Annotated in this window: 21 protein-coding genes; 7 read left to right on the top strand and 14 right to left on the bottom strand. The window is 63.0% G+C overall.

Annotated features, from left to right (window positions below; translation table 11 throughout):
• Window positions 1–3: 3 nt before the first annotated feature.
• Window positions 4–1,287 (bottom strand): hypothetical protein, encoded by a 1,284-nt coding sequence (locus KEC16_RS10815; protein ID WP_211548726.1) that lies wholly within the window; start codon window positions 1,285–1,287, stop codon window positions 4–6.
• A complete protein-coding gene (locus KEC16_RS10820; protein WP_428846057.1) occupies window positions 1,280–3,160 on the bottom strand; it encodes an ABC transporter ATP-binding protein/permease in 1,881 nt (626 codons plus the stop codon). Before KEC16_RS10820 ends, KEC16_RS10815 begins: the two co-directional genes overlap by 8 nt.
• A 151-nt stretch (window positions 3,161–3,311) precedes the next feature.
• Here KEC16_RS10820 and KEC16_RS10825 point away from each other — a divergent pair, with 151 nt between their 5' ends.
• Window positions 3,312–5,120, top strand: a complete 1,809-nt coding sequence (locus KEC16_RS10825) for an O-acetylhomoserine aminocarboxypropyltransferase (RefSeq protein WP_211548730.1) — start codon at window positions 3,312–3,314, stop codon at window positions 5,118–5,120.
• 76 nt (window positions 5,121–5,196) lie between these two features.
• Here the strand turns inward: KEC16_RS10825 and KEC16_RS10830 are convergent, their stop codons facing one another.
• The 3 genes from KEC16_RS10830 to purM all read right to left on the bottom strand — a co-directional run bounded on the left by KEC16_RS10830 (window position 5,197) and on the right by purM (window position 8,592).
• Window positions 5,197–6,816, bottom strand: coding sequence for a methyl-accepting chemotaxis protein (locus KEC16_RS10830; RefSeq protein ID WP_211548732.1), 1,620 nt, complete (start codon window positions 6,814–6,816; stop codon window positions 5,197–5,199).
• Window positions 6,817–6,898: 82 nt separating this feature from the next.
• On the bottom strand, window positions 6,899–7,543 hold the full coding sequence (purN, locus tag KEC16_RS10835; RefSeq protein WP_211548734.1) for a phosphoribosylglycinamide formyltransferase: 645 nt from the start codon (window positions 7,541–7,543) through the stop codon (window positions 6,899–6,901).
• Window positions 7,543–8,592: a phosphoribosylformylglycinamidine cyclo-ligase gene (gene purM / locus KEC16_RS10840; RefSeq protein WP_249209109.1), complete on the bottom strand. Its 1,050-nt coding sequence runs from the start codon at window positions 8,590–8,592 to the stop codon at window positions 7,543–7,545. Before purM ends, purN begins: the two co-directional genes overlap by 1 nt.
• Before the next feature lie 133 nt (window positions 8,593–8,725).
• Here purM and KEC16_RS10845 point away from each other — a divergent pair, with 133 nt between their 5' ends.
• Genes KEC16_RS10845 through KEC16_RS10865 form a run of 5 tightly spaced genes read left to right on the top strand, consistent with a single transcriptional unit; the run spans window position 8,726 to window position 13,099 of the window.
• Window positions 8,726–9,805, top strand: coding sequence for a DUF2066 domain-containing protein (locus KEC16_RS10845; RefSeq protein ID WP_211548736.1), 1,080 nt, complete (start codon window positions 8,726–8,728; stop codon window positions 9,803–9,805).
• A 2-nt stretch (window positions 9,806–9,807) separates the two neighbouring features.
• Entirely contained in the window at window positions 9,808–10,869 is a 1,062-nt protein-coding gene (locus KEC16_RS10850; protein WP_211548738.1) for an AI-2E family transporter, read from the top strand.
• A complete protein-coding gene (locus tag KEC16_RS10855; protein ID WP_211548740.1) occupies window positions 10,866–11,564 on the top strand; it encodes an HdaA/DnaA family protein in 699 nt (232 codons plus the stop codon). Before KEC16_RS10850 ends, KEC16_RS10855 begins: the two co-directional genes overlap by 4 nt.
• Window positions 11,555–12,334 carry an SDR family oxidoreductase gene (locus KEC16_RS10860; protein WP_211548742.1) on the top strand — a complete coding sequence of 260 codons (780 nt, stop codon included), beginning with the start codon at window positions 11,555–11,557 and terminating at the stop codon, window positions 12,332–12,334. The genes KEC16_RS10855 and KEC16_RS10860 overlap by 10 nt, the downstream gene beginning before the upstream one ends.
• A gap of 3 nt (window positions 12,335–12,337) precedes the next feature.
• Complete coding sequence (locus tag KEC16_RS10865) at window positions 12,338–13,099, top strand: cobalt-precorrin-6A reductase (protein ID WP_211548744.1); 762 nt, start codon at window positions 12,338–12,340, stop codon at window positions 13,097–13,099.
• On the opposite strand, the gene KEC16_RS10870 is transcribed toward KEC16_RS10865, so the two are convergent.
• From KEC16_RS10870 to KEC16_RS10910, 9 genes are all read right to left on the bottom strand, one after another.
• A complete protein-coding gene (locus tag KEC16_RS10870) occupies window positions 13,069–14,154 on the bottom strand; it encodes a cobalt-precorrin-5B (C(1))-methyltransferase (RefSeq protein ID WP_211548746.1) in 1,086 nt (361 codons plus the stop codon). The two genes, KEC16_RS10865 and KEC16_RS10870, sit on opposite strands and share 31 nt — an antisense overlap.
• A gap of 56 nt (window positions 14,155–14,210) precedes the next feature.
• Window positions 14,211–15,074, bottom strand: coding sequence for a universal stress protein (locus tag KEC16_RS10875; protein WP_211548748.1), 864 nt, complete (start codon window positions 15,072–15,074; stop codon window positions 14,211–14,213).
• 14 nt (window positions 15,075–15,088) lie between these two features.
• Window positions 15,089–16,573 (bottom strand): SulP family inorganic anion transporter, encoded by a 1,485-nt coding sequence (locus KEC16_RS10880; protein WP_211548750.1) that lies wholly within the window; start codon window positions 16,571–16,573, stop codon window positions 15,089–15,091.
• Between the two features lie 128 nt (window positions 16,574–16,701).
• Window positions 16,702–17,727, bottom strand: a complete 1,026-nt coding sequence (gene arsB, locus KEC16_RS10885; RefSeq protein WP_211548909.1) for an ACR3 family arsenite efflux transporter — start codon at window positions 17,725–17,727, stop codon at window positions 16,702–16,704.
• 14 nt (window positions 17,728–17,741) lie between these two features.
• Window positions 17,742–18,191, bottom strand: coding sequence for an arsenate reductase ArsC (locus KEC16_RS10890; protein ID WP_211548752.1), 450 nt, complete (start codon window positions 18,189–18,191; stop codon window positions 17,742–17,744).
• 3 nt (window positions 18,192–18,194) lie between these two features.
• Window positions 18,195–18,692, bottom strand: a complete 498-nt coding sequence (locus KEC16_RS10895; RefSeq protein ID WP_211548754.1) for an arsenate reductase ArsC — start codon at window positions 18,690–18,692, stop codon at window positions 18,195–18,197.
• Window positions 18,689–19,105, bottom strand: a complete 417-nt coding sequence (locus KEC16_RS10900; protein ID WP_211548756.1) for an ArsR/SmtB family transcription factor — start codon at window positions 19,103–19,105, stop codon at window positions 18,689–18,691. Before KEC16_RS10900 ends, KEC16_RS10895 begins: the two co-directional genes overlap by 4 nt.
• 117 nt (window positions 19,106–19,222) lie before the next feature.
• A complete protein-coding gene (locus KEC16_RS10905; protein ID WP_211548758.1) occupies window positions 19,223–19,906 on the bottom strand; it encodes a hypothetical protein in 684 nt (227 codons plus the stop codon).
• Window positions 19,899–20,381: a hypothetical protein gene (locus tag KEC16_RS10910; protein WP_211548760.1), complete on the bottom strand. Its 483-nt coding sequence runs from the start codon at window positions 20,379–20,381 to the stop codon at window positions 19,899–19,901. The genes KEC16_RS10905 and KEC16_RS10910 overlap by 8 nt, the downstream gene beginning before the upstream one ends.
• A gap of 291 nt (window positions 20,382–20,672) precedes the next feature.
• On the opposite strand from KEC16_RS10910, the gene KEC16_RS10915 reads away from it, so the two are divergent.
• A complete protein-coding gene (locus tag KEC16_RS10915) occupies window positions 20,673–22,679 on the top strand; it encodes a TonB-dependent receptor domain-containing protein (protein ID WP_211548762.1) in 2,007 nt (668 codons plus the stop codon).
• The last annotated feature ends 12 nt before the right edge of the window (window positions 22,680–22,691 follow it).

Genomic DNA, 22,691 nt, shown 5'->3' on the forward strand with positions numbered 1-22,691 from the left:
CTTTTACCCCTGTCCGGCGGCGCGGATCAAGGCCGCCTTGTCATCCTCGTCACCCAGACATTGCAGGTAATGCAAAAAAAACTGACCGGTGACCGTATTCATTTCGGCCCGCGCCGCAGCGGGGCGGTGACGCCGCAACCAGCGCCGCGCGGTCATCAAGGCCGCCTGATCCAGCATCCAATTATGCGGCCAGGCAATATCGAGCTTGGACAACAGCGTCCGCCGCAGCGCCGCCAACATGGCCACGCCATCATCCCCCTGGAACCACGTCCACACTGCCGGCAGGCGTGAGCACGGCCCCACCCCGTCATGAACGAACGAGGCGAATGCGTAAGGCCGCGCCGCCTCGGCCAGTTCGGACGGCGGGCGCAGGAAGCGGATATCGATATCGGTGATCATCACCGGCCTGCCGCCATGGGCGGCCATGACCTCGGCCGCAACCAGAAAGCGGGCCGAGGCGTAATAGGCGCCGCTGCGCCAGGGATTGGCCGCTTCTTGGGTCAAGGTGACGCTGTTGCGGCACAGGGCGGCTTGTTGCGCCACCTGCTCCATCCCCGTCGGCATCGGTTCAACCACATGCAGATGCACGGCCATGCCGCTTCCCATCTGGTCGGCCGAACGCAAGAAATCGGCGCCAAAGCGTTCCAGGTAACGCCCATCGCACGCCGCCAGCAAAACGAAACCGGCTTCGGCCTGGGGATTCCAGCGCCCGACCTCGGACATCGCCGGCACGGATTGGGCGATGGTGGCCAGCCGGCCATCGTCCAGACCATCGGGATAATCACCGTCCTCGATCAACGTCGCCTGGCGATAGGCGACGTTGAAACGATCCTCGGGACCGATGGGCAAATCCTGACGGCGTGCCGCCAGCAGCGGTTTAAGGCGACCAAACAAGGCAAAGGCGCCATCCTCGTCGCCAGCCAACAGACGGGCGCAACCGGCGTAATAAAGCTGTGACGGCGCATAGGCGGAATCAGCCGGCAGATGGGCGCCCAATTCCTCGATCAGCGAATGCAGGCCATAGCCGGCGATCACCGTCAGCACGTCGTGGAAATAGGCGAAACCATCGCCGGCCATAAGCTGCCGGCGGTCGGCCACTTGCTCGAACAATTCCCATTGCCGCCGCAACAGCGCCGTCATCCCCAGCCCCAACCATGCCTGGGCATTGCCCGATTCGGCCTGCACCGCCGCCATGTAGCTGTTCCAGGCATTGACCAAATCGCCGGCATTGACTTGTGCCGCCGCGATTTTCAGCCAAGGCTCGGCTCCCGCCTCCATGTCAGTCACGCGGTTTTTCGCCCGCGCGGCGCAAGGGATGGATCAGCCAATGGCGCAGATCCAGCGGCGTCATCCGACGGCGGCGATCTTCCGATTTCAGCGAGGTCTCCCGCAGGAAGGCCGGGCCGTTGGCGGTCGTCTCCAAAGTCAGTTTGCGTTGATGAAAGGCGTCCAGTGCCGGGTTATGGCCGATGGTCAGCACGGTGGCGCCGGGCAATTCCAGTTCCAGCAAATGCATCATCGCCTCTTCCACCTTGGGCGACAGCGACGAGGTGGCGTGTTCCAGAAAAACCCAATCCGGCCGACGCAGCAACAGCCGGGCAAAGCCCATGACCTGCTGTTCCGCCGCCGTCAGGATCTGTTCCCAGGCCGTCTGCTCGCGCAGGCGCGCCTCCAGATAGCCCAAGCCGACGCGATGCAGGACGGCGCAATATTGCTCGATCGTATAGGTTTCCGGGTCGGACGGGTAACTGAGCACGCCACGCAGCGAGCCGATGGGGGTATAGGGCCGTTCCGGCAAAAAGGCGATGGAGGCATCGGCCGGCAGATCAACTCGGCCCGACCCCCACGGCCACAACCCGGCCACCACCTTGAACAATTTGACCGAACCACCAGAATCGCCGGAGATCAGGACTTTTTCGCCTTGCTCGATCTCGGCGTCCAGCCCCCGCACGACCACGGTGCCATCGGGATTGGCGATGCATAAGTGACGGAAAGCCAAGCGCGCATGATCGGTCGGCGACAGACAGATGCGGCCATCTTCCATACAGGCCAGGTCCCGCTTGAGGGCGGTCAGATCGTTTTCCAGCGACAGCACCCGCTCGACCGAGGCTTTCCACTCCGCCGCCTTGGACAGATTGTCCACCGGCCAGGATAAAGCGGCGGTCATCTGTTGAAAGGCCTGGGCAATCTGCATCACCTCGCCCAGGCTGATGGAACCGGTGATATAACGCGGCGCCGTGATCAGAATGGGAAAGCCGGTGGCCAGAACCGAATAACCGCTGGAAAACAGGAAAACCCGCGCCAAGGCCGAGGTCTGACGATCCCAGGCGGTGATGACGCCGGTAAACAGATTGCGCAAACGGCGCCGTTCATCGGTCTCGCCATGCATCAAGGCGATGGATTCCGAATTTTCCCGCACCCGTACCAAGCCAAAACGGAAATTGGCCTCGTTGGTCTGGCGCTTGTTGGCGGCCTTGACCAGCGGCCGGCCGATCAGCAAGGCGGCGGTGGTGCCAGCGCCGGCATAGACGAACGAGATGAACACCATGTGGCCGGGAACATCGAAAACGCCGCCAAACATGTTGACCTGCACGATCCCCGACAAGGTCCACAGAATTTGGGTGAAACTGACCAGCAGCAAAAAGCTGTACAGCAGCGAATGGGCCAGATCGATGGCCGATTCGGTGGCGTTGCGGATATCCTCGGCGATGCGGCCATCGGGATTGTCGTGCTCCCCCGGAAGATACGACAATTGATAATGGCGCCCTTCGCTCATCCAATTGTCCAGCAGACGCCGGGTCAGCCATTGCCGCCACCCCACCTGAATGCGCCGCTTTACCGCCATATGGGTGGCGGTCACCGCCATGGCGAAGGCCAAGATCCCGGCCAAGGCCATGATCATGGTGAAAAACTGATCAAGATTGCGCTGCTCCAGCGCATTGAACAATTGCTTGCTCCACAGATTGATCAGGATCGGCGACACCACCTGGCACACGGTCAGCACCACCAGCAGCATGGTCATGCCGCGTACTTTCAGCTTTTCCTCTGAATTCCAGTAAGGCGCCGAAAGTTCGATGAACTGGCGAAAAAAGTTTACGGCGCGGCGCGGCGCCCCAGGCGCAGCGGCAGGTATCGGGGCAGATGGCGGAACCGCATTCATGGTAAGGAACAAAGACCTGAACAGCCGTAATGACAGTCACTTAAGCATGCTTTCGCATGGTGTTCCAGTGACCTTGTGAAACCGCGATTCACTTGACCGTCCGCCGACCAGCCGCCACCATCCAAACTCAGCAAAGCCGGAGAACCACCTCGTGTCCACGTCCCCCGCCCTTGACTACACCGACGATTTCCTGCGCCACATCCTGCGCTCGGTCCGCACCATCGCCGTGGTCGGGGCCAGCGCCAATTGGAACCGGCCCAGCTATATCGTCACCAAGTATTTGCAGGAAAAAGGCTATCGGGTGATTCCGGTCAATCCGGGTTTGGCCGGCCAGCAATTGTTGGGCGAAACCGTTTACGCTGATCTGGCGTCAATCCCGGTGCCGGTGGACATGGTCGACATCTTCCGCAATTCCGAAGCCGCCGGCCCGATCACCGATCAGGCGGTGGCCATCGGCGCCAAAGTGGTGTGGATGCAACTGAGCGTCTGCAACGCCGCCGCCGCCGCCCGCGCCGAAGAAGCCGGGGTCAAGGTGGTGATGGATCGCTGCCCCAAGATCGAATTCGGCCGCCTGGGCGGCGAGTTGAGCTGGTCCGGCGTCAATTCCGGCATCATCACCAACAAAGCCAAGGAAGCGCCTCGGCCCAAGCGCGACAAGACGACGCAAGAGGATGTGGAAAATCTGGAATATGGCTTCGCCACCAAGGCCGTGCATGCCGGCGCCGCCCCCGATGCGGTGACCGGGGCGCGGACCACCCCCATCTATCAGACCGCGTCTTATGTGTTCGAAGACACCGACCACGCCGCCAGCCTGTTTAACTTGCACACCTTCGGCTACATCTATTCGCGTCTGACCAACCCGACGGTCAGCGTGCTGGAAGAACGCATCGCCGCCCTGGAAGGCGGCCGCGCCGCGGTCGCCGCCGCCTCGGGCCATGCCGCCCAATTCATCACCTTCTTCACCTTGCTGGAGCCCGGCGATCATTTCGTCGCCTCCCGCAATCTTTACGGCGGCTCGCTTACCCAGTTCGGCCTGTCGTTCAAAAAACTGGGCTGGCACTGCACCTTCGTCGACCCGCACGATCCCGACAATTTCGCAGCCGCCATCACCGCGACGACCAAGGCCATCTTCATCGAAAGCCTGGCCAATCCCGGCGGCATCGTCGTCGATATCGAAGCCGTGGCCAAAGTCGCCCACGATGCCGGCATTCCGCTGATCGTTGACAACACCCTGGCGACGCCGTTCCTATGCCGGCCGTTCGAATGGGGGGCTGACATCGTCGTGCATTCGACCACCAAATTCCTGGCCGGGCATGGCAATTCCCTTGGCGGCTGCGTGGTCGAATCGGGCCGGTTCGACTGGTCGGCCAATGCCAAATTCCCCAGCCTGTCCCAGCCCGAGCCGGCCTATCACGGCCTGACCTTCCACGAAACCTTTGGCGATTTCGCCTTTACCACCAAGGCCCGCGCCGTGGCGCTGCGCGATTTCGGCCCGGCGATGGCGCCGATGAACGCCTTTTTCACCATCACCGGCATCGAGACCTTGCATGTGCGCATGGAACGTCACTGCGCCAACGCGCAAAAGGTCGCCACCTTCCTGGCCGGCCATCCGGCGGTGGAATGGGTGTCCTATGCCGGGCTGGCCGACAGCCGCTATGCGGATTTGCGTGACAAATACCTGCCCAAGGGGGCTGGCGCGGTCTTCACCTTCGGCGTCAAGGGCGGCTTTGAAGCCGGCAAGAAGGTGGTGGAAGGGGTCAAATTGTTCAGTCACCTTGCCAATATCGGCGACACCCGGTCATTGATCCTGCATCCGGCCAGCACCACCCACCGGCAATTGACGCCGGAACAGCAAGTCACCGCTGGCGCCGGCCCCGAAGTGGTCCGCCTGTCGATCGGTCTGGAAGATGCCGACGACCTGATCCGCGATCTCGCACGGGTCTTGAACAGCTTGGGTTAAAGCTCAGGGTGGTGAAAATCTTCCCGATGGATAGCACAGCATCGCGCAAGGTTTTCACCACCCTTCAACACGTTGACTAAGCCTGCTTCACCGCCGACAAGAAACCATCGACCGTGTGGCGCAGGGTTTCCGCCTGGGATGACAATTGCCGGGCGGCCCCCAGCACGGTGCCGGCAGCGGAACCGGTATCGGCGGCGGCCTGCTGCACGCCGTTGATGGTGGCGTTGACCTCGGCGGTGCCGGCGGCGGCCTGCTCGACATTGCGGGCGATTTCGGCGGTGGCGGCGGCTTGCTGTTCCACTGCCGCCGCGATCGAACCGGCGATCTCGCTGACTTCCTCAATCACCTGACCGATGGTGTTGATGGCGCTGACCACGGCGCGGGTCTGTTCCTGCACGGCGCTGATCTGGCTGCCGATTTCCTCGGTCGCCCGCGTCGTCTGGTTGGCCAGCGACTTGACCTCGTTGGCGACCACGGCGAAGCCCTTGCCGGCATCGCCGGCGCGCGCCGCCTCGATGGTGGCGTTGAGCGCCAACAAATTGGTCTGGCTGGCGATGTCGTTGATCAGCTTGACCACCTCGCTGATGCGGCCGGCGGCTTCCGACAAATGACGGACTTCGCCATCGGTGCGCTTGGCCTCGTCGGCGGCGCGGCGAGAAATGGTGTTGGAATGGGCGACTTGGCGCGAAATCTCGGAAATCGACGCCGCCAATTCCTCGGCCGCCGAGGCCACGGTTTCCACATTGGTCGAGGCCTGGGTCGAGGCGGCAGCCACCGCGGTGGCCTGCGCCGAAGTCTGATCCGCCGCCGCCGACATGCCCGTCGCCGTATCCGACAAGGTGCCGGCGGCGCCGGCCACCGCGCCGACCAGTTCCGCCGCCTTGGCGTCGAAACCGGCCGTGAGTTCATCGACCCGGCGCTGGCGGGCCAGCCGCTTTTCCATTTCCGCCTTGGCCGCATCCTCCAGACGCTGACGCTCTTGGCCATTGCTTTTAAACACGGCCAGGGCCTGAGCCATGGCGGTAATCTCGTCCTTGCCTTCGGCGGCGGGAATAGCGGCCTGCAAATCGCCCTGGGCCAATTTTTCCATGGCTTGGGTCATGGCCTTCAACGGCCGGGCAATGCCGCTGGCGATCACCCAAGACGCCGCGACCCCCAAGACCAAGGCCAAGGCCGACAAGGCGATATCTTCGGCCTGATGCAAGGCAGCATCGTCCTTGGCCTGTTTTTCCAGGTTGGTCAAGGCGGTGATCTGGCGATCCTCGATGGCGTCCATCTGACCACTGATCTGATCGCCAACCTTGGCCAGATCCTCAATGGCTGATTGATCCTTGCCGATCGCATCCAAGCCGACCTGATAATTGCCCAACAGCGCCACCAGCTTTTTCAGCTCGGCCTCCAGCGCCGGATCAGTGATGGCGGTTTGGGCCGAGCTAATGATGACCTTGATCTCGTTGAGCACCTGCACGGCATTCACATGATCGCCACGGCTGACATGACGGCGCAGAGTCTCGAACTTGCTGTCGGCTTCCTTGAGCAGCAAGGCGCTTTCCGCTTGATCGGAATAGGTATCCAAAGCTTGGCGGGCCGAATTGATGCCGATCGCGCCAATCACCGCAACAGCCAGCAACAGGGCCAGCACCAGGGCGAAACCGCCACCAATGCGCTTGGGGATGGACATCGTGTTCAGCTTCATGGTGGGCTCCCGCTTGCCGCTGTTGAACCAACTCGTGGATTTGAGTCGTCAGACCTAATGCTGCACTGCGATTAGGGCAAGATCAGGGCGTGGGATTGACCAATGCGCCAAAGCCGGGCGCTTCTACCTTGGCGCGATTACCATCGACAGCAACACGTCCTTCTGCGATCAGACGCAGGGCCAGCGGATAGGCTTTGTGTTCCTGTTCCAGGACGCGGGCGGCCAGGGCATCCTCGGTATCATCGGCCAGAACCGGGACGGCGGCCTGGACGATGATCGGGCCGTCATCAAGATCGGGGGTGACCAGATGGACGGTGCAGCCGTGCAGCTTGACCCCGGCCTCAAGGGCGCGGGCATGGGTATGCAGGCCCTTGAAGCTGGGCAACAGCGACGGATGAATATTGATCATCCGCTGGTCCCAGGATTGGACAAAGCCCGCGGATAACAGCCGCATGAAACCGGCCAGGCAGACGATCTCGACCCCGGCCTGACGCAAATGCGCATCCATGGCGGCGTCGAAATCCTCGCGGCTGGCGAAGGATTTGTGCGAAAGGGTCACCGACGGCACCCCGGCCGTGGCGGCACGTTCCAGCGCATAGGCATTGGCGACGTTGCTGACGACCAAGACAATCTCGGCCGGAAAGGCCGGATCGGCGCAGGCATCGAGCAAAGCCTGGAGGTTGGACCCCCGGCCCGAAACCAAGACGCCGACCCGCTTTTTCGCCATTACAGCCAGCCCTCGGTCCCCCGGACCTGGCTTTGGGCTTCGTCACCCTGACGGGCGCGCAGCGTGCCGATGGTAAACACCGTCTCGCCGCCCTGACGCAGGATATGGGCTGCTTCCTCGGCCTTGTCGGCGGCGACCACCACCACCATGCCGATACCGCAATTGAAGGTCCGGGCCATTTCGTGGGCAACGACGCCGCCCTCGGCGGCCAGCCACGTGAACACCGGCGGCAAGGTCCAGGTCTTGGCGTCGATGTCGGCGACCACGGTGTCGGGCAGCACGCGCGGCACGTTCTCGATCAGACCACCCCCCGTGATGTGGGCCATGGCCTTGATCGTGCCAGCCTTGACCGCCGCCATGCACGATTTGACATAGATGCGGGTCGGAATCAGCAACGCCTCGCCCAGGCTTTTCGACGGATCGAACGGCGCCGGCGAATCATAGGTTACGCCACCCTTGGCGACGATGCGGCGCACCAGCGAATAGCCGTTGGAATGCACACCGGTCGAAGCCAGGCCCAGCAACACGTCACCGGGGCCGACATCAGCCGACGGCAACAACGCCCCGCGTTCGGCCGCGCCGACCGAAAAACCGGCCAGATCGTAATCGCCATGGCTGTACATGCCGGGCATTTCCGCCGTCTCGCCGCCGATCAGGGCACAACCGGCCTGACGACAGCCTTCGGCGATACCGGCGATGATCGCCGTGCCGGCGGCCACGTCCAGCTTGCCGGTGGCGAAGTAATCCAGAAAGAACAAAGGCTCGGCGCCTTGGACCACCAGATCGTTCACGCACATGGCCACCAGATCGATGCCGACGCCATCGTGGCGGCCGGAATCAATGGCGACCTTCAGCTTGGTGCCGACACCGTCGGTGGTGGCCACCAAAATGGGGTCCTTAAACCCAGCGGCCTTGGGGTCGAACAACGCGCCAAAGCCACCCAGACCGGCGGCGGTGCCGGAACGGACGGTGGATTTGGCCAGCGGCTTGATGGCCTCGACCAGCGCTTCACCGGCATCGATATCGACGCCCGCGTCGCGGTAGGTCAGGCCCTGCTTTTCATCATGAGCGGGAATGGTCTTCCTCGTCGGCTTGCCTGTGATATGGTTGGCGGCGCTTGCGCCCGGCTCTCAGGGGTCGACGCCACGCGGGCCGAAGATACTCCAACACGGACGGTTTGCAATGCCTTCTCTTCGCCTTGCCGGCGCCATGGCCCTGGTGGCGGCGCTTCTGGTCTTTTTTAACAGCCCCGACAGCCGAGCCCAGGTCAGCTTTGACCCCTTCACCGTCGATGGCGTCGAGGTCGATGTCAGCGCCGCCAATGCCCAAGTGGCCAAGGATCAGGCCATCGTCGCGGCGCAACGCCAGGGCTTCGCCACCTTGCTGGAACGCCTCACCGCCCCCGAGGACCGCGCCCGCCTGCCCAAGGCCGACGGCGTCGAATTTGTGCGCGATTTCAGCGTCGAGCAGGAACGCAGCCTCGCCAGCCGCTATATCGCCTCGTTGAGCGTGCGCTACAACGGCTCGGCCGTAAAGCGCCTGCTGCAAGCGGCCGGCATCGCCGTGACCGAAGCCCGCACCCGCCCGGTGGTGGTGGTGCCGGTCTTCGTCCCCGAAGATGGCCGCGCCGCGCTGTGGGACGACCCTAATCCCTGGCGCAACGCCTGGGGCAACCTGCATGGCGGCGGTCTGGTGCCGCTGTTGCTGCCGTTGGGCGACTTGGGCGACATCCAGGCGATCACCGCGGCCCAGGCCTTGGCCGGCGACGCCTTGGCCATGCAAAGCCTGGGCGCGCGCTGGCGCACCCCCGATGTGCTGGTCGCCGCCGCCACCCTGCGCGGCAAGGTCCTTGACGTCGCCTTGCATGCCGGACCAACCACGCCCAAGCCATTCGAGGCGCTGTCTTACCGGCAAAATGACGGTGAAAGCCTTGACGCCCTGCTGAGCCGCGCCGTCAAGGACATCGCGCGCGCCATTGAAACCACTCATAAGCAAAATGCCGCACATGGCGGCGAGTCCGGCACCGTATCGGCGCTGGTGCCGTTGTCGGGCATGCCCCAATGGCTGGCCGTACGCGAACGTCTGGGCCGGGTCCCCCAGGTCAAGAGCTGGGAATTGGTATCGCTATCGCGAACCGAGGCGGCGATCATCATGCATGTGGTCGGTGATTCCAACCAGTTAGCCGAGGGAATGAGCACCGGCGGCCTGAGCCTGAAATGGGCCGACAGCTTCTGGACCGTGCAGCCGGTCGGAGTGAACTGACCATGACCCAGGGACAACGGTTCAAGATTTGGCTGGCCGGACTGGCGGCGGCCCTGGTCTTTTTATACCTGCTGCGCGGCGTGCTGCTGCCCTTCGTCGCCGGCATGGCCCTGGCCTTCTTTCTCGATCCGTTGGCCGACCGGCTGGAACGGGCGGGATTGTCGCGCACCGCCGCCACCGCCACCATCACCGGCGTCTTTTTTCTGCTGGTGGTGACGTTGGCGGTGCTGTTGCTGCCGATCCTTCAAGAACAGGTGGTCGCCTTCGTCCAGCGCATCCCCACCTATGTGGACACCTTGAACGAACGCCTGCATCCGCTGATCCTTGAGCTCAAGCGTAAATTGTCCAAGGGCGACATCGACAAGCTGCGCACCTCGGTCGGCGATCACGCCGGCGAGGCGGTGACCTGGCTGCTGGGCGTCGCCAAGGGCCTGCTGACCGGCGGTCTGGCCGTCATCAACGTGCTGTCGCTGCTGTTCATCACCCCCATCGTCACCTTCTACATGCTGCGGGACTGGGACATCATGGTCGCCAAGGTGGATTCCTGGCTGCCGCGGGAACACCGCGAAACCATCCGCCAGCAAGCGGCCGAGATCAACCGCACCCTGGCCGGCTTTTTGCGCGGCCAGGCCAGCGTCTGTCTGGCGCTGGGGGCCTTTTACGGCATCGGCCTGTCCCTGGTCGGCCTTGACCTTGGCCTGGTCATCGGCCTGGGCGCCGGGCTGATCTCGTTCGTGCCATATCTGGGGACCATTACCGGCTTCGTCACCGGGATGGGACTGGCCCTGGCCCAAAGCCAAAGCTGGGAATTGCCGGCCATGGTCGCCGCCGTCTTCGCCGCCGGGCAATTGCTGGAAGGCAATTTCCTGACGCCAAAACTGGTCGGCGACAAGGTCGGCCTGCATCCGGTGTGGATCATGTTCGCCCTGTTGGCCGGCGGTGGCCTGTTCGGTTTCGTCGGTTTGTTGCTGGCGGTGCCGATCGCCGCGGTGATCGGCGTATTGTCGCGCTCGGCCCTGAAACGGTATCTGCGCTCGTCGCTTTATCATGGGCATATGCCGTGAACGATGGGCAATTGACCTTGGATCTCGGCCACCGGCCGGCATTGGGGCGCGACGATTTCCTGGTCGCCCCCTGCAATGCCGAGGCGGTGGCGTGGCTGGAGCGCTGGCCCGCCTGGCCCCAGCACGCCCTGGCCCTGTTCGGCCCGCAAGGCTGCGGCAAGACCCATTTACTGGCGGTTTTCGCCCAACATCACGGTTTGGCAACGAATATCATTCCGGCAGCGGAACTTACCGCCGCCGACTCGCTGCGCATGCAGTTAGGCCCGGTCACCATCCTTGACGACCTCGACGGCTTGACCGACGAGACCGCGCTTTTTCATCTGTGGAACCGCACCAAGGAAGCCGGCCGTTACCTGCTGCTGGCCGGGCGCACCGCGCCGGCGCGGCTGCCCGTCGCCTTGGCCGATTTGCGTTCACGCCTGGGGGGGCTGCACGCCGTCGGCATCGGCGCCCCCGATGAAAGCCTGCTTGCCGCCGTGCTGATCAAACTTTTTTCCGACCGCCAATTGCGGGTCGGCGAAGACGTCGTCACCTTTATCTTGGGCCGGGCCGAACGCAGCTTTGCCGCCATGGGCCAATTGGTCCAACAGCTTGACCGGGAATCGCTGGCGCGGCGCAAGGCGGTCACCGTCAAGATGGTGCGCGAGGCCTTGACCGGACACGACGACAGACAGGGAGAATTGTCATGGAATTAGGCATTCGCGGTAAAAAAGCCTTGGTCTGCGCCGCCAGTCGCGGCTTGGGGTTGGCTTGCGCCACCGCCTTGGCCGAGGCAGGATGCGAGGTGGTCATGGTCGCCCGCCGCCCCGACGTGCTGGCCCAGGCCGCCGATGACCTGCGGCTGGCCAGCGGCGCCCATGTCATCGCCATCGCCGCCGACATCGCCACCCCCGAAGGACGGGCCGCCGCCCTGGCCGCCATGCCCGAACCCGACATCTTGATCAACAATGCCGGTGGCCCGCCGCCCGGCGATTTCCGCGATTGGGACCGCGAAGCGTGGATCAAGGCGTTGGATGCCAACATGCTGACCCCGATCGAGCTGATCAAGGCGGTAATCGACCCGATGATCGGCCGCAAATGGGGCCGCATCGTCAACATCACCTCGGGCGCGGTCAAGGCGCCCATCGACGTGCTGGGACTGTCCAACGGCGCCCGTTCAGGCTTGACCGGCTTCGTCGCCGGGCTGGCCCGCAACGTCGCCCGCCACGGCGTCACCATCAACAACCTGCTGCCCGGCTTGTTCGACACCGACCGCATTGCCCAAGTGGTCGGCGCCCAAGCCAAATTGCAAGGAATAAGCTTCGACGAGGCCAAGACCCTGCGCGCCAAATCCATCCCCGCCGGACGGCTGGGCGAGCCCAGCGAATTCGGCGCCATGTGCGCCTTTTTGTGTTCGACCCAGGCCGGCTATGTCACCGGTCAGAACATCTTGCTGGACGGCGGCGCCTATCCCGGCACGTTTTAACCCGTGCGCCGCACCATCCTGATCCTGGGCGGCACCACCGAGGCCAACGCCTTGGCCGCCGCCCTGGCTGAGCACCCCGGCCTGCGGGTGATCGTCTCGCTGGCTGGCCGCACCGCAGCGCCGCACCGACCGGCCGGTGAAATCCGCAGCGGCGGTTTTGGCGGCGCCGATGGGCTGGCCGCTTATCTAACCGCCCGCGCCATCGATCAGGTGATCGACGCCACCCATCCTTTCGCCGCCCGCATGGGCTGGAATTCCGCAATCGCCTGCACCCAGGCGGCAATTCCGTTGCTGCGCCTGGAACGGCCGGCCTGGGTGGCACAAGCCGGCGATTACTGGACCGAAATTGACGACTGGTCCGAAGCCGCCGTTCTTTTGACCGCGGGATCCCGGCGGGTGTTGCTGGCCTTGGGGCGCCAGGAACTGGCCCCGTTCGCCCATTTGGATGCGCTGTGGTTTCTGATCCGCTCGGTCGATATGCCCGATCCCCTGCCCGCCTTTGGCCACAGCCAAACCCTGCAAGCGCGCGGGCCGTTCACTCTGGCCGACGAATGCCGATTGCTGGCGGAATATGACATCGACACCATCGTCTGCAAGAACAGCGGCGGCGACGCCGCTGTCGCCAAGTTGACCGCCGCCCGTCAAATGGGTCTGAGGGTGGTCATGCGCAAGCGCCCCTTACGCCCGCCAACCCCCACGGCGACCACCCTGGCCGAGGCGATAGCTTGGCTGGATCAACCGCTTTCACCCACCGGATTGCCCTGACGGTCAAGGACCAGCACGTCCACGCTGACCGGAACGTCGCCCAACACCTGACGGGCCTGGATAGCAGCGGCGGCGGCGATGACGTCGCCCAAGGCTAAACCTTGAGCCTGGGCCAGTTCCAGCACCTCAAGGGCGGTATTGGCGACGCCAGCCCGGCGGATGGTTTCGGCATCAGCGCCCAAATCGCCCAGATATCCGGCCAGCGCCTTTACATCCACCTGCGAGCGCTTGGAATGCAAATCCATGTGACCGGCTGCCAGCTTGCACATCTTGGCGAAACCGCCGGCAATGGTGAGCTTGGCGATGGGATGACCACGCAGATATTTCAGCATGCCGCCGACAAAATCGCCCATGTCGATGATGGCATCCTCGGATAAGGAACGCAGACGCAGCACCGCTTTTTCCGACGTATTGCCGACACAGCCGGCCACATGGCCGATGCCGGTCGCGCGGGCAACGTCGATACCGCGCTGAATAGAATGAATCCAGGCCGAACAGGAATAGGGCACCACCACCCCAGTGGTGCCCAAAATGGAAATACCGCCCAAAATTCCCAGACGTGGGTTCCAGGTGCGATGCGCAATTTTCTCGCCGCCGGGGACCGAGATTTCCACCTCGATATCGGCGCTGACGCCGTGAGCGGCAGCCAAAGCGGTAATCTCGGCGGTGATCATCTGGCGCGGCACCGGATTGATGGCCGGCTCTCCCGGCGGCAACGGCAAACCAGGTTTGGTCACCGTGCCGACACCTTCGCCGGCGCGAAAAACGATACCGGAACCGACCGCGCCCCGGCGCAAGGTGGCGATGATGGTGGCGCCATGGGTAACATCGGGATCGTCACCGGCATCCTTGACCACCCCGGCCCGCGCCCAATCCGCGCCGGCTTCGCCCAACGCCAAGGCAAAGGCCGGTTTCTCGCCACGCGGCAAGGTGATGGTCACCGGGTCGGGAAAGCCCTGGCCCAGCATCGCCGTCCAGGCGGCCTTCGCCGCCGCCGTGGCGCAAGCCCCGGTGGTCCATCCCGACCGCAACGGCTTTTCCACCATGTCGCTCATCTCGATTGTTCCACCGTCCCAAATGCGCCGATCAATTCAGATCGTACACCGCCACCTTAGCGCAGCAACAGCGTCGGAATAGTGGCTGAACGCAGCAGATCCGATGTCTTGCTGCCAAACAACCATGTCCGCAACGGCGAATGTGAATAGGCCCCCATGATCAGTAAATCAATCGCCCGATCGCGCACGGTTTCGGCGATGACGGTTTCGGCATCGCCGGCAATCGTCTCGGCCGACACCTCGAAGGCCGCCGCCTCCAGCGTCGCTTTCGCGCTTTCCAATTGGTGGCCAGCCTCGCGGCTTTCCCGTCCCGACATCAGCAGATGAAGCGGCAGGCCGCGCAGCAAAGGCGACGCCGCCACCGTCTCGATACCGCGTCGGGCAACGGCGCCGCCGTCAAAAGCGATCATCACTCGCTGAGGGGCAGAAAAGTCGCTGCTAACGGTCAGAATCGGCTTGTGCAGGGCACGGACCAGACGTTCGACATTGCCGCCGATGGCGCGGTTATCGGCCTCGGCCGCCTCGCCCCGGCGCCCCAGAACCAGCAGACGGACATCGTGTTCCTGTCCAGCCAGGGTTTCTTCCAGATTGCCGTAACGCTGGCGGGTGTCCACCGGTTCAGCCCCGGCGGCGGCGGCGCGTTGCCGCAGGGCGTTCAGGAACAGGCGTCCTTGCTCGCGCGCGGCCTTGGTGCGGATTTCCTCTTCCGCCGACAATTGCGCCAGCAAGTTTTCCTGAGCATCGACGCCAATGGCGCCGCTGTGATCGGCGCCGCTGGCAATTTCCGGGTGGCGGTCGATGACATGCAGGAATTCCAGCGGCGCCTGCATGCGGGCAGCCGCCCAGGCGGCGTAATCGGCAACGTGATCGGCGAAGCGGGACTGATCGACACAGGCCAGCACCTTGTTTTCGGTCTTCATGGCGCGTCCTTCCCTCAATGGCCCAACAGCAGATCTTCGCCGCCATCCTTGTCATGCACGGCGAATTTGTCGACCATGGTGGCGCTGGCTTCGTTCAAGCCGACGATTTCGACCTCGGCGGCTTCGCGGCGGAAGCGCACCACCACCTTGTCCAAGGCGGCAATGGCGGTGATATCCCAAAAATGCGCCCGGCTGACGTCGATGCGGACCGTGTCGATCACCTCGTCGAAATCAAAGGCCTTGATGAATCGCTCGGCCGAGGCGAAGAACACCTGACCGGTCACCGTGTAGACGCGCATGCGGCCTTCGTCTTCGCCACGCGAACGGACATGGAGAATCTGGCCGACCTTGTGGGCGAAGAAAAATCCCGACAGCAACACCCCGACCAGCACGCCTTGGGCCAGATCATGGGTGGCGACCACCACCGCCACGGTCGCGATCATCACCACGCTGGAGCTTTTGGGGTTATGGCGCAAATCGCGGAGCGAGGCCCAGTTGAAGGTGCCGATGGAAACCATGATCATCACCGCCACCAGCGCCGCCATGGGGATACGCCCGACCCAATCGCCGATGAACACCACCATCACCAGCAGCAACACCCCCGCCGTCAAGGTGGACAAGCGCCCGCGCCCGCCTGATTTGACGTTGATGACCGACTGGCCGATCATGGCGCAACCGGCCATACCGCCGATGAAGCCGGTGACGATGTTGGCCAGCCCTTGGCCGACACATTCGCGATTCTTGTTGCTGGGACTGCCGGTCAGGTCGTCAACGATGGAGGCGGTCATCATCGATTCCAGCAGCCCGACCACCGCCAAGGTGGCCGAAACCGGAAAGATGATTGAAAGCGTTGCCCAATTCAGCGGCACGTCAGGCAACAAGAACACCGGCAGGCTGTCGGGCAATTGGCCCATGTCGCCGACGGTGTGGATGTCGAGGTTGAAATAGATGGCCACCGCGCTCAGGCCGACAATGGCCACCAGCGGCGACGGGATGGTCCTTGTCACCAGCGGGAACAGATAGATGATGGCCAAACCGGCCCCGACCATGGCGTAAGCGTGCCAGCTGACATTGATCAGCTCGGGCAATTGCGCCATGAAGATCAAAATGGCCAGGGCATTGACGAAGCCGGTGATCACCGAGCGCGAGACAAAGCGCATCAGCGCCCCCAGCCGGACCCAGCCGGCGATGATCTGCAACACCCCGGTCAGGACGGTTGCCGCCAACAGGTATTGCAACCCGTGTTCCTTGACCAAACTCACCATCACCAAGGCCATGGCGCCGGTCGCGGCCGAGATCATCCCCGGCCGACCGCCGGCAAAGGCGATAACCACCGCCATGGAGAACGACGCATACAAACCGATCTTGGGATCGACCCCGGCGATGATGGAAAAGGCGATGGCTTCGGGGATCAGGGCCAGGGCGACCACCGTCCCGGCCAGTAAATCACGCGATACATTGGCGAACCATTCGGCCCGCGACCGGGAAAAAAACGACATGCACAATCCTTGACCCTGGCGGCAAACCACACAGGCTTGGTCTGAAAAATCGGGAGGCGTGGCCCGGCATTACGCCCACCCCGATCCCTGGGGTCAAGATAAATGCCGCATGCGCGAACAGCGCCGGATCAGGATGGTTTGCGCTCGTACCAGGATTTGGATGCATTGACGATGCGCACCACCGACAGCATCACCGGCACTTCGATCAGCACGCCGACCACGGTGGCCAGCGCGGCGCCAGAGTTAAAGCCGAACAGGGATATGGCGGCGGCCACCGCCAATTCAAAGAAATTCGAGGCCCCGATCAATGCCGCCGGCCCGGCGACGCAATGGGCGATTCCCAATTTCTTGGCCAACAGATAGGCCAAGCCGGAATTGAAATAGACCTGAATGGTGATAGGCACCGCCAGCAGCAAAATGACCAGTGGCTGGGCGATGATCTGCTCGCCCTGAAAGGCGAACAGCAACACCAAGGTGGCCAACAACGCCAGCAACGACACCGGCCCCAACACCGCCAGGGTCCCGGCCAGGGCTTGCGCTCCACCGGCCAGCAAAACCTTGCGCCAGATTTGCGCGACGATCACCGGCACGACGATATACAGCACCACCGACAGCAGCAGCGTTTCCCACGGCACGGTGATTGACGACAGCCCCAACAGCAAAGCGACGATGGGGGCGAAGGCGAAAACCATGATCAGGTCGTTCAGGGCCACCTGGCTTAGGGTGAAGTGCGGTTCGCCATTGGTCAGGTTGGACCAGACGAAAACCATGGCCGTGCACGGCGCCGCCGCCAGCAGGATCAGCCCGGCGATATAGCTGTCGATCTGGTCGGCCGGCAATAGCGGCCGGAACACGGTGCTGATGAAGATGTATCCCAGCAGCGCCATGGAAAACGGCTTTATCGCCCAGTTGATGAACAAGGTCAGGCCGATGCCCTTCCAGTGTTCCTTGACCTGATGCAGGGCGGCGAAATCGATCTTCAGCAGCATGGGAATGATCATCAGCCAGATCAGCACCGCCACCGGCAAATTGACTTGGGCGATTTCCAGCCGGCCGATGGCCTGGAATGGCGCCGGCAGGAAATGCCCCAACGCCACGCCGGCGACGATGCACAAGGCCACCCACACGGTCAGATAACGTTCGAAAACACTCATGGCGGGTTTCGTCATCAGACTTCTCCGGCACGGTCGGGGCCAAGTTCGATCAGCTTGGCCACCTTGGCCTTGATCATCTGGTACACGTGGCGAAACACCGCCAATTGTTGCTCGGGGCTGCCCTCGGCCGCCGCCGGATCGGGGAAACCAACGTGAAGCTTGGACGGATGACCGGGCCAAATCGGGCAAACCTCGCCAGCGGCGTTGTCGCAGACGGTGATGACCAGATCCATCTTGGGCGCCGCGGGCAGAGCGAACTCGTCCCACGATTTCGACCGCAGGCCCTCCACCTCATGGCCGTTTTCTCGCAGCACCGCGATGGACAAAGGATTGACCTTTCCGGTGGGATTGCTGCCGGCGCTGTACGCCTTCCATCTTCCACCGCCAAGATCGTTGATCAAGCATTCCGCCAAAACCGAACGGGCCGAATTGCCGGTGCACAGCACCAGAACGTTTGTGGTCATGACTCAGGCCTTCTTGCCGATGTCGTTGAGGCGTTTTTGCAGCGTCAGCTTATCGAGCGAGCGAATGGGCAGCGCCGTGAAGATATGGATACGGTTGGACAGCATGCGCATGACCTCTGCCGTGTGGGCGGCCTTTTCCACATCCGAGCCGGCAAAGCCGACCGGATCGGGAACCCCCCAATGGGCGGTCATCGGCTGGCCCGGCCAGATCGGACAGATCTCTCCGGCGGCGTTGTCGCAGACGGTAAAGACGAAATCCAATTGGGGGGCACCGTCCTTGGCGAACTCATCCCACGATTTCGACCGCAAGCCCTCGGTGGGGTAATTGGTCTTCTTCAGCAGGGCCAGCACGGTCGGATCAATCGCGCCCTTGGGATGACTGCCGGCGCTGAAGGCCTTGAACTTGCCGGAAAGATCGGAGTTCAAGATGGCTTCAGCCATGATCGAACGGGCTGAATTGCCGGTGCACAGGAACAAGACGTTATAGGCTTTGTCGCTCACGATGGTCTCCCGCAGCAGATGGCTTCCGCTTGAGGCATCGTCGTCAACGCCGCCCGTCCCTCGTCGCACAACACCTGCAACGGCACCGCATTGACCTGAACCAGCACCACGCGATCGGCGGCGATGGTCGGATCGTCGCCCAGCGCCGCCGCCAGCAGATCAAGGAAAGGCCGGGCATGGGCATTGAAATCGCGTTCGGCCAGCCGGTAATACACCCACTTGCCGTCGCGGCGGCTTTGCGCCAACCCCGCCGTTTTCAGCGCCGCCAGATGTTTGGAAACCGTCGCCGCCGCCAATCCCAGGACGGTGGTGATCTGACAGACGCACAATTCACCGCCTTCCAGCAGCTTCAAGATGCGTATCCGAGTCGGGTCGGCGACCGCTTTGGCGGTGATTTCGAAAGTCTCAAGCATGGCGGGACGCTATCATCATTTCGCTGATATGGAAAATGACAAAATGATGATCACCCAGACCTGCGGCTCGCCGGACGCAAGCTTGCGTGGCGCAAAGCTTGCGTCCGCATCAAACCATCAGGCGCAACACCCGCCGGACACGGCACGCACCACCTCAATGGGATGATCCGCGCTGATCGGAGCCATGGCATCGCCAAGCGCGCCTTCGGCCAGCCATTCCATCAGCCCGTACAGCAGATGGGTGGCGTTGGGCATGAAATTGCTGCCGTGGTGGAACACCGGGTCCAAGGTCGAGACGATCAGCCGACCAGCGGTGCTGGCGCGGTCGATATACAGCAAGGACCCTTCCCCCTCGACATCGACCAGCGATATGGCGCCTGGGGGTGGGGTCAGTACGCCGTGATAATGCCAGATCACGTGACCGGCGCCGACATGGGCGAACAAGGGATGGCTTGGCCGCATGATCCGGATGCCGGGATCAACGCCCCCGTCCAACCACCACCAGAAATTCACTTCGGTCGAACGGTTGACGATTCCGGGCAGGAATTCATCGGCCGCATCGGCATTCAGCGACACCACCGTACCGCCGCCATCAAGATAGGCGCGCAAGGCCCCGGCAAAGGGAATCAGGCTGTCGGGATCAATGCGGCAGGGCAATAGCACCACATCGAAATCGTCCAGCCGCGTCGCCCCCAGATCACCGACATGAACGCGGCGATCAATGAAGCGGGCCACCCGAGGATCGGCATAGGAAAAATGATGGAAGTAGGTGCCGCCATCGACAGCAAGGATCTTACGCATCGCAGGTCTCTCCGCGCATTTCGCTTTTCAGCCAGTTCAGCAATTGCGGCGCCATCCGCGCCGCCGAGGTGGGGTCGCCGGCATAGGCCCATAAATCCAGACCGCCATGCATGAATACGGTGCCGCCCTTGGGCCGCCGCCACAGCCAATCCAACGCGACCTTGCCGGCCCCTAAGCCATTCAGGGCGATAGCCCCATCCGGCGGCGGGTTGTGGCCGCGCCCGTAAAAGCCGGCGACGCCACGGCGAAAGGTCAGATCCTCCTCGGCGACGCCAGCGAATACCGGATGATCGGCCAAACGATGCACCGCCAAGGCGTCGGTGCCGTGTCCGCTCTGCGGCAGGAATGGCGCCACATCGGCCAGCAGCGGATAAGCCATATGGCCATTGACCACCAGCAATCCGCCGCGATCGAGAAAGGATTCCAGCTTGTCCGCATGGCGGGACAAGCTGGCCTGATCGGTCAGCATGGACATGATAATCGCCCCATACGGGCTGAGGTCCAGCTCGGGAAAACGGCTCTGATGCACGTTTTCCACCATCCCCGCCCAGAGCGGGGCATCGAATATTTTCGGCGCGTGATCACGCTTACAACGAAGGAATAAGCACCGTTTCATGACAGAGGTTTCCTGTTGGGTTGACGAAAGTCAATGATTCTCATTCGCATAACCTATTGCATATGCGAAGAGAAGATAATGAGAATCACTTGCATATATTGTATGCAGAATATAGCGTCTCCCTACCACTCTGCCTAGAGGAAAACCTGCATGAGATTGCGCCGTATCCCTGTTTTGCTGGCCGGAGCCGCCTTGATATCAACCTCGGCCGCCGCCCAGGAAAGCGCCGCCATCGCCCCGACCTTGCCGAAGACCGCGGTGATTCCGGTGTTGACCCAGCACGACAAGCCCAGTCCGTTCCCCTTGCTGCCGCTGTGGGAACTGGGATGGGCGCCGGCCGAGATGGCCTATCGTCGCGACAAGGTTCACCCCACCGCCGGGGTCTTGGATTCGGTCGCCAATTCCACCGCCCCGATCAAGCTGGGCGCTGGCTACACCAGTGCCGGCAGCGCCAAGGAAGTGTTCGGCCAAACCGCCATCCGCACCGCCCTGGCCACCATCCAGGCAAGCGTCAATTACGAAAATGCCGGCCAGTTTGCCGATGGCAACGGCGACGAAGTGCGCAGCGGCTATGACCGCCACACCGAACAACTGGCCCTGGTGCTGCGCCCCAATGCCGACAGCACGCTGCGCGCCATGGTCCTGCACGACCGCATCGACGATCAGATGCTGCCCATGCCGGTCACCGTCAACCAGAACGGTGTCGCCCTGCCGGAAGGCTTTGGCGCCGATCCGATCAAGACCGAACGCACCTTGGGCCTGTTGGCGGCGGAAACCACCAAGCCAATCACCGGCCTGGACAAGCTCAAGCTGGAACTGCGCTATGTTGGCCTTGAACGCGTCGCCAACAACTTTTCCTTGCGGCAGGAAACCGCCGCCGCCAACCGCAACATCGCCAAACCCTCTCGGTACGAGTTCGGCGGCAACCTTTCGGGTGAAGCCGCCCTGGCCGCCGACCTGGCGGCGCGGATGACGGTATCGACCAAGCGCATCTGGCACGATGCCACCCGCTGGGGCGGCCCCGGCGTCAATAACCTAAGCCAGATCACCGGTTTCCAGTATCCCGGCATCGAGATGTGGGAAAGCGCCGCCGATGTCGATCTGGCATGGAAGCCCGGCGCCGCCACCGACATCAATCTGGGGGTGCGCTACGATTACGTCACCGCCGACGCCACCAAGGCCGACAATCTGATGCGCATCGGCAATTACAGCGGTACGGCACGCAGCCTGTACCAAAGCTATTTCGGCGATGTCGACACCAGCGGCGAGGATCATCTGATCAGCCTGAAGCTGGACGGTGAACACAAGATGGTCGGTGACCGCCTGTCGCTGACGGGTTCGATCGGCCGGATCATGCGCGCCGCCGATTCTCAGGAACGCTATTTCGCCCTGCCTTCGGCCAACAACGCCACCGCCGCCGGCACCGCCACCCGGCAGGTCGGCAATCCCAACCTCAACCCGGAAGTGCATTACCGGGCCGAAACCGGCATCGCCCTGAAAGGCGCGGACTGGCTGGATTACGGCCGCAAACGCCCCGGTGGCGACAATTTCCTTGGCAGTCAGTCGTGGCGGGTATCGCTGAGCGGCTATGTCGATCAGGTCGAGGATTTCATCAGTCGCGACCGCGCCCACGGTCAAAGCGGCGTGTTGCTCAATGACAACGCCTTCATCTGGCGCAATGTCGATGCCCGGCTGGCCGGCACCGAGGCCGAAGCCGCCATCAATCTGACCCGCAATCTGTCGACCAAGCTGGCGCTGTCTTATCGCTGGGGCGAGAACACCTCGGATGGCCGCGCCCTTTATGGCATCGACCCGCTGGAAGCCAATTGGCTGGTGGATTACCAAGACAGCCTCAGCGAAATCGGCTCGTGGAATGTCGGATTCAAGCTCCGCGCCGTCGCCAGCCAGACCCGGCTGGATGCCGATGCATCCACCGGCAGCGGTTTCGATGCCGCCAATGGCGGGGGCTTCGGTCTGTTCGATCTTTATGCCGGGGTGCAGTTCCTTGACACCGTCGGCGTCCGTGTCGGCATCGACAACGTCTTCGACAAGACCTATGCCGAACACAATCCCGCCAACACCACCGACGACCCCAATCCCAGCGCCGTCAATGGCCCCGGCCGCAGCTTCTATGCCCGCGCCATCGCCACGTTCTGACCACAAAGGATA

It is taken from the genome of Magnetospirillum sulfuroxidans (assembly GCF_018224925.1).
In the GTDB taxonomy this organism is placed as follows: Bacteria; Pseudomonadota; Alphaproteobacteria; order Rhodospirillales; family Magnetospirillaceae; genus Magnetospirillum; species Magnetospirillum sulfuroxidans.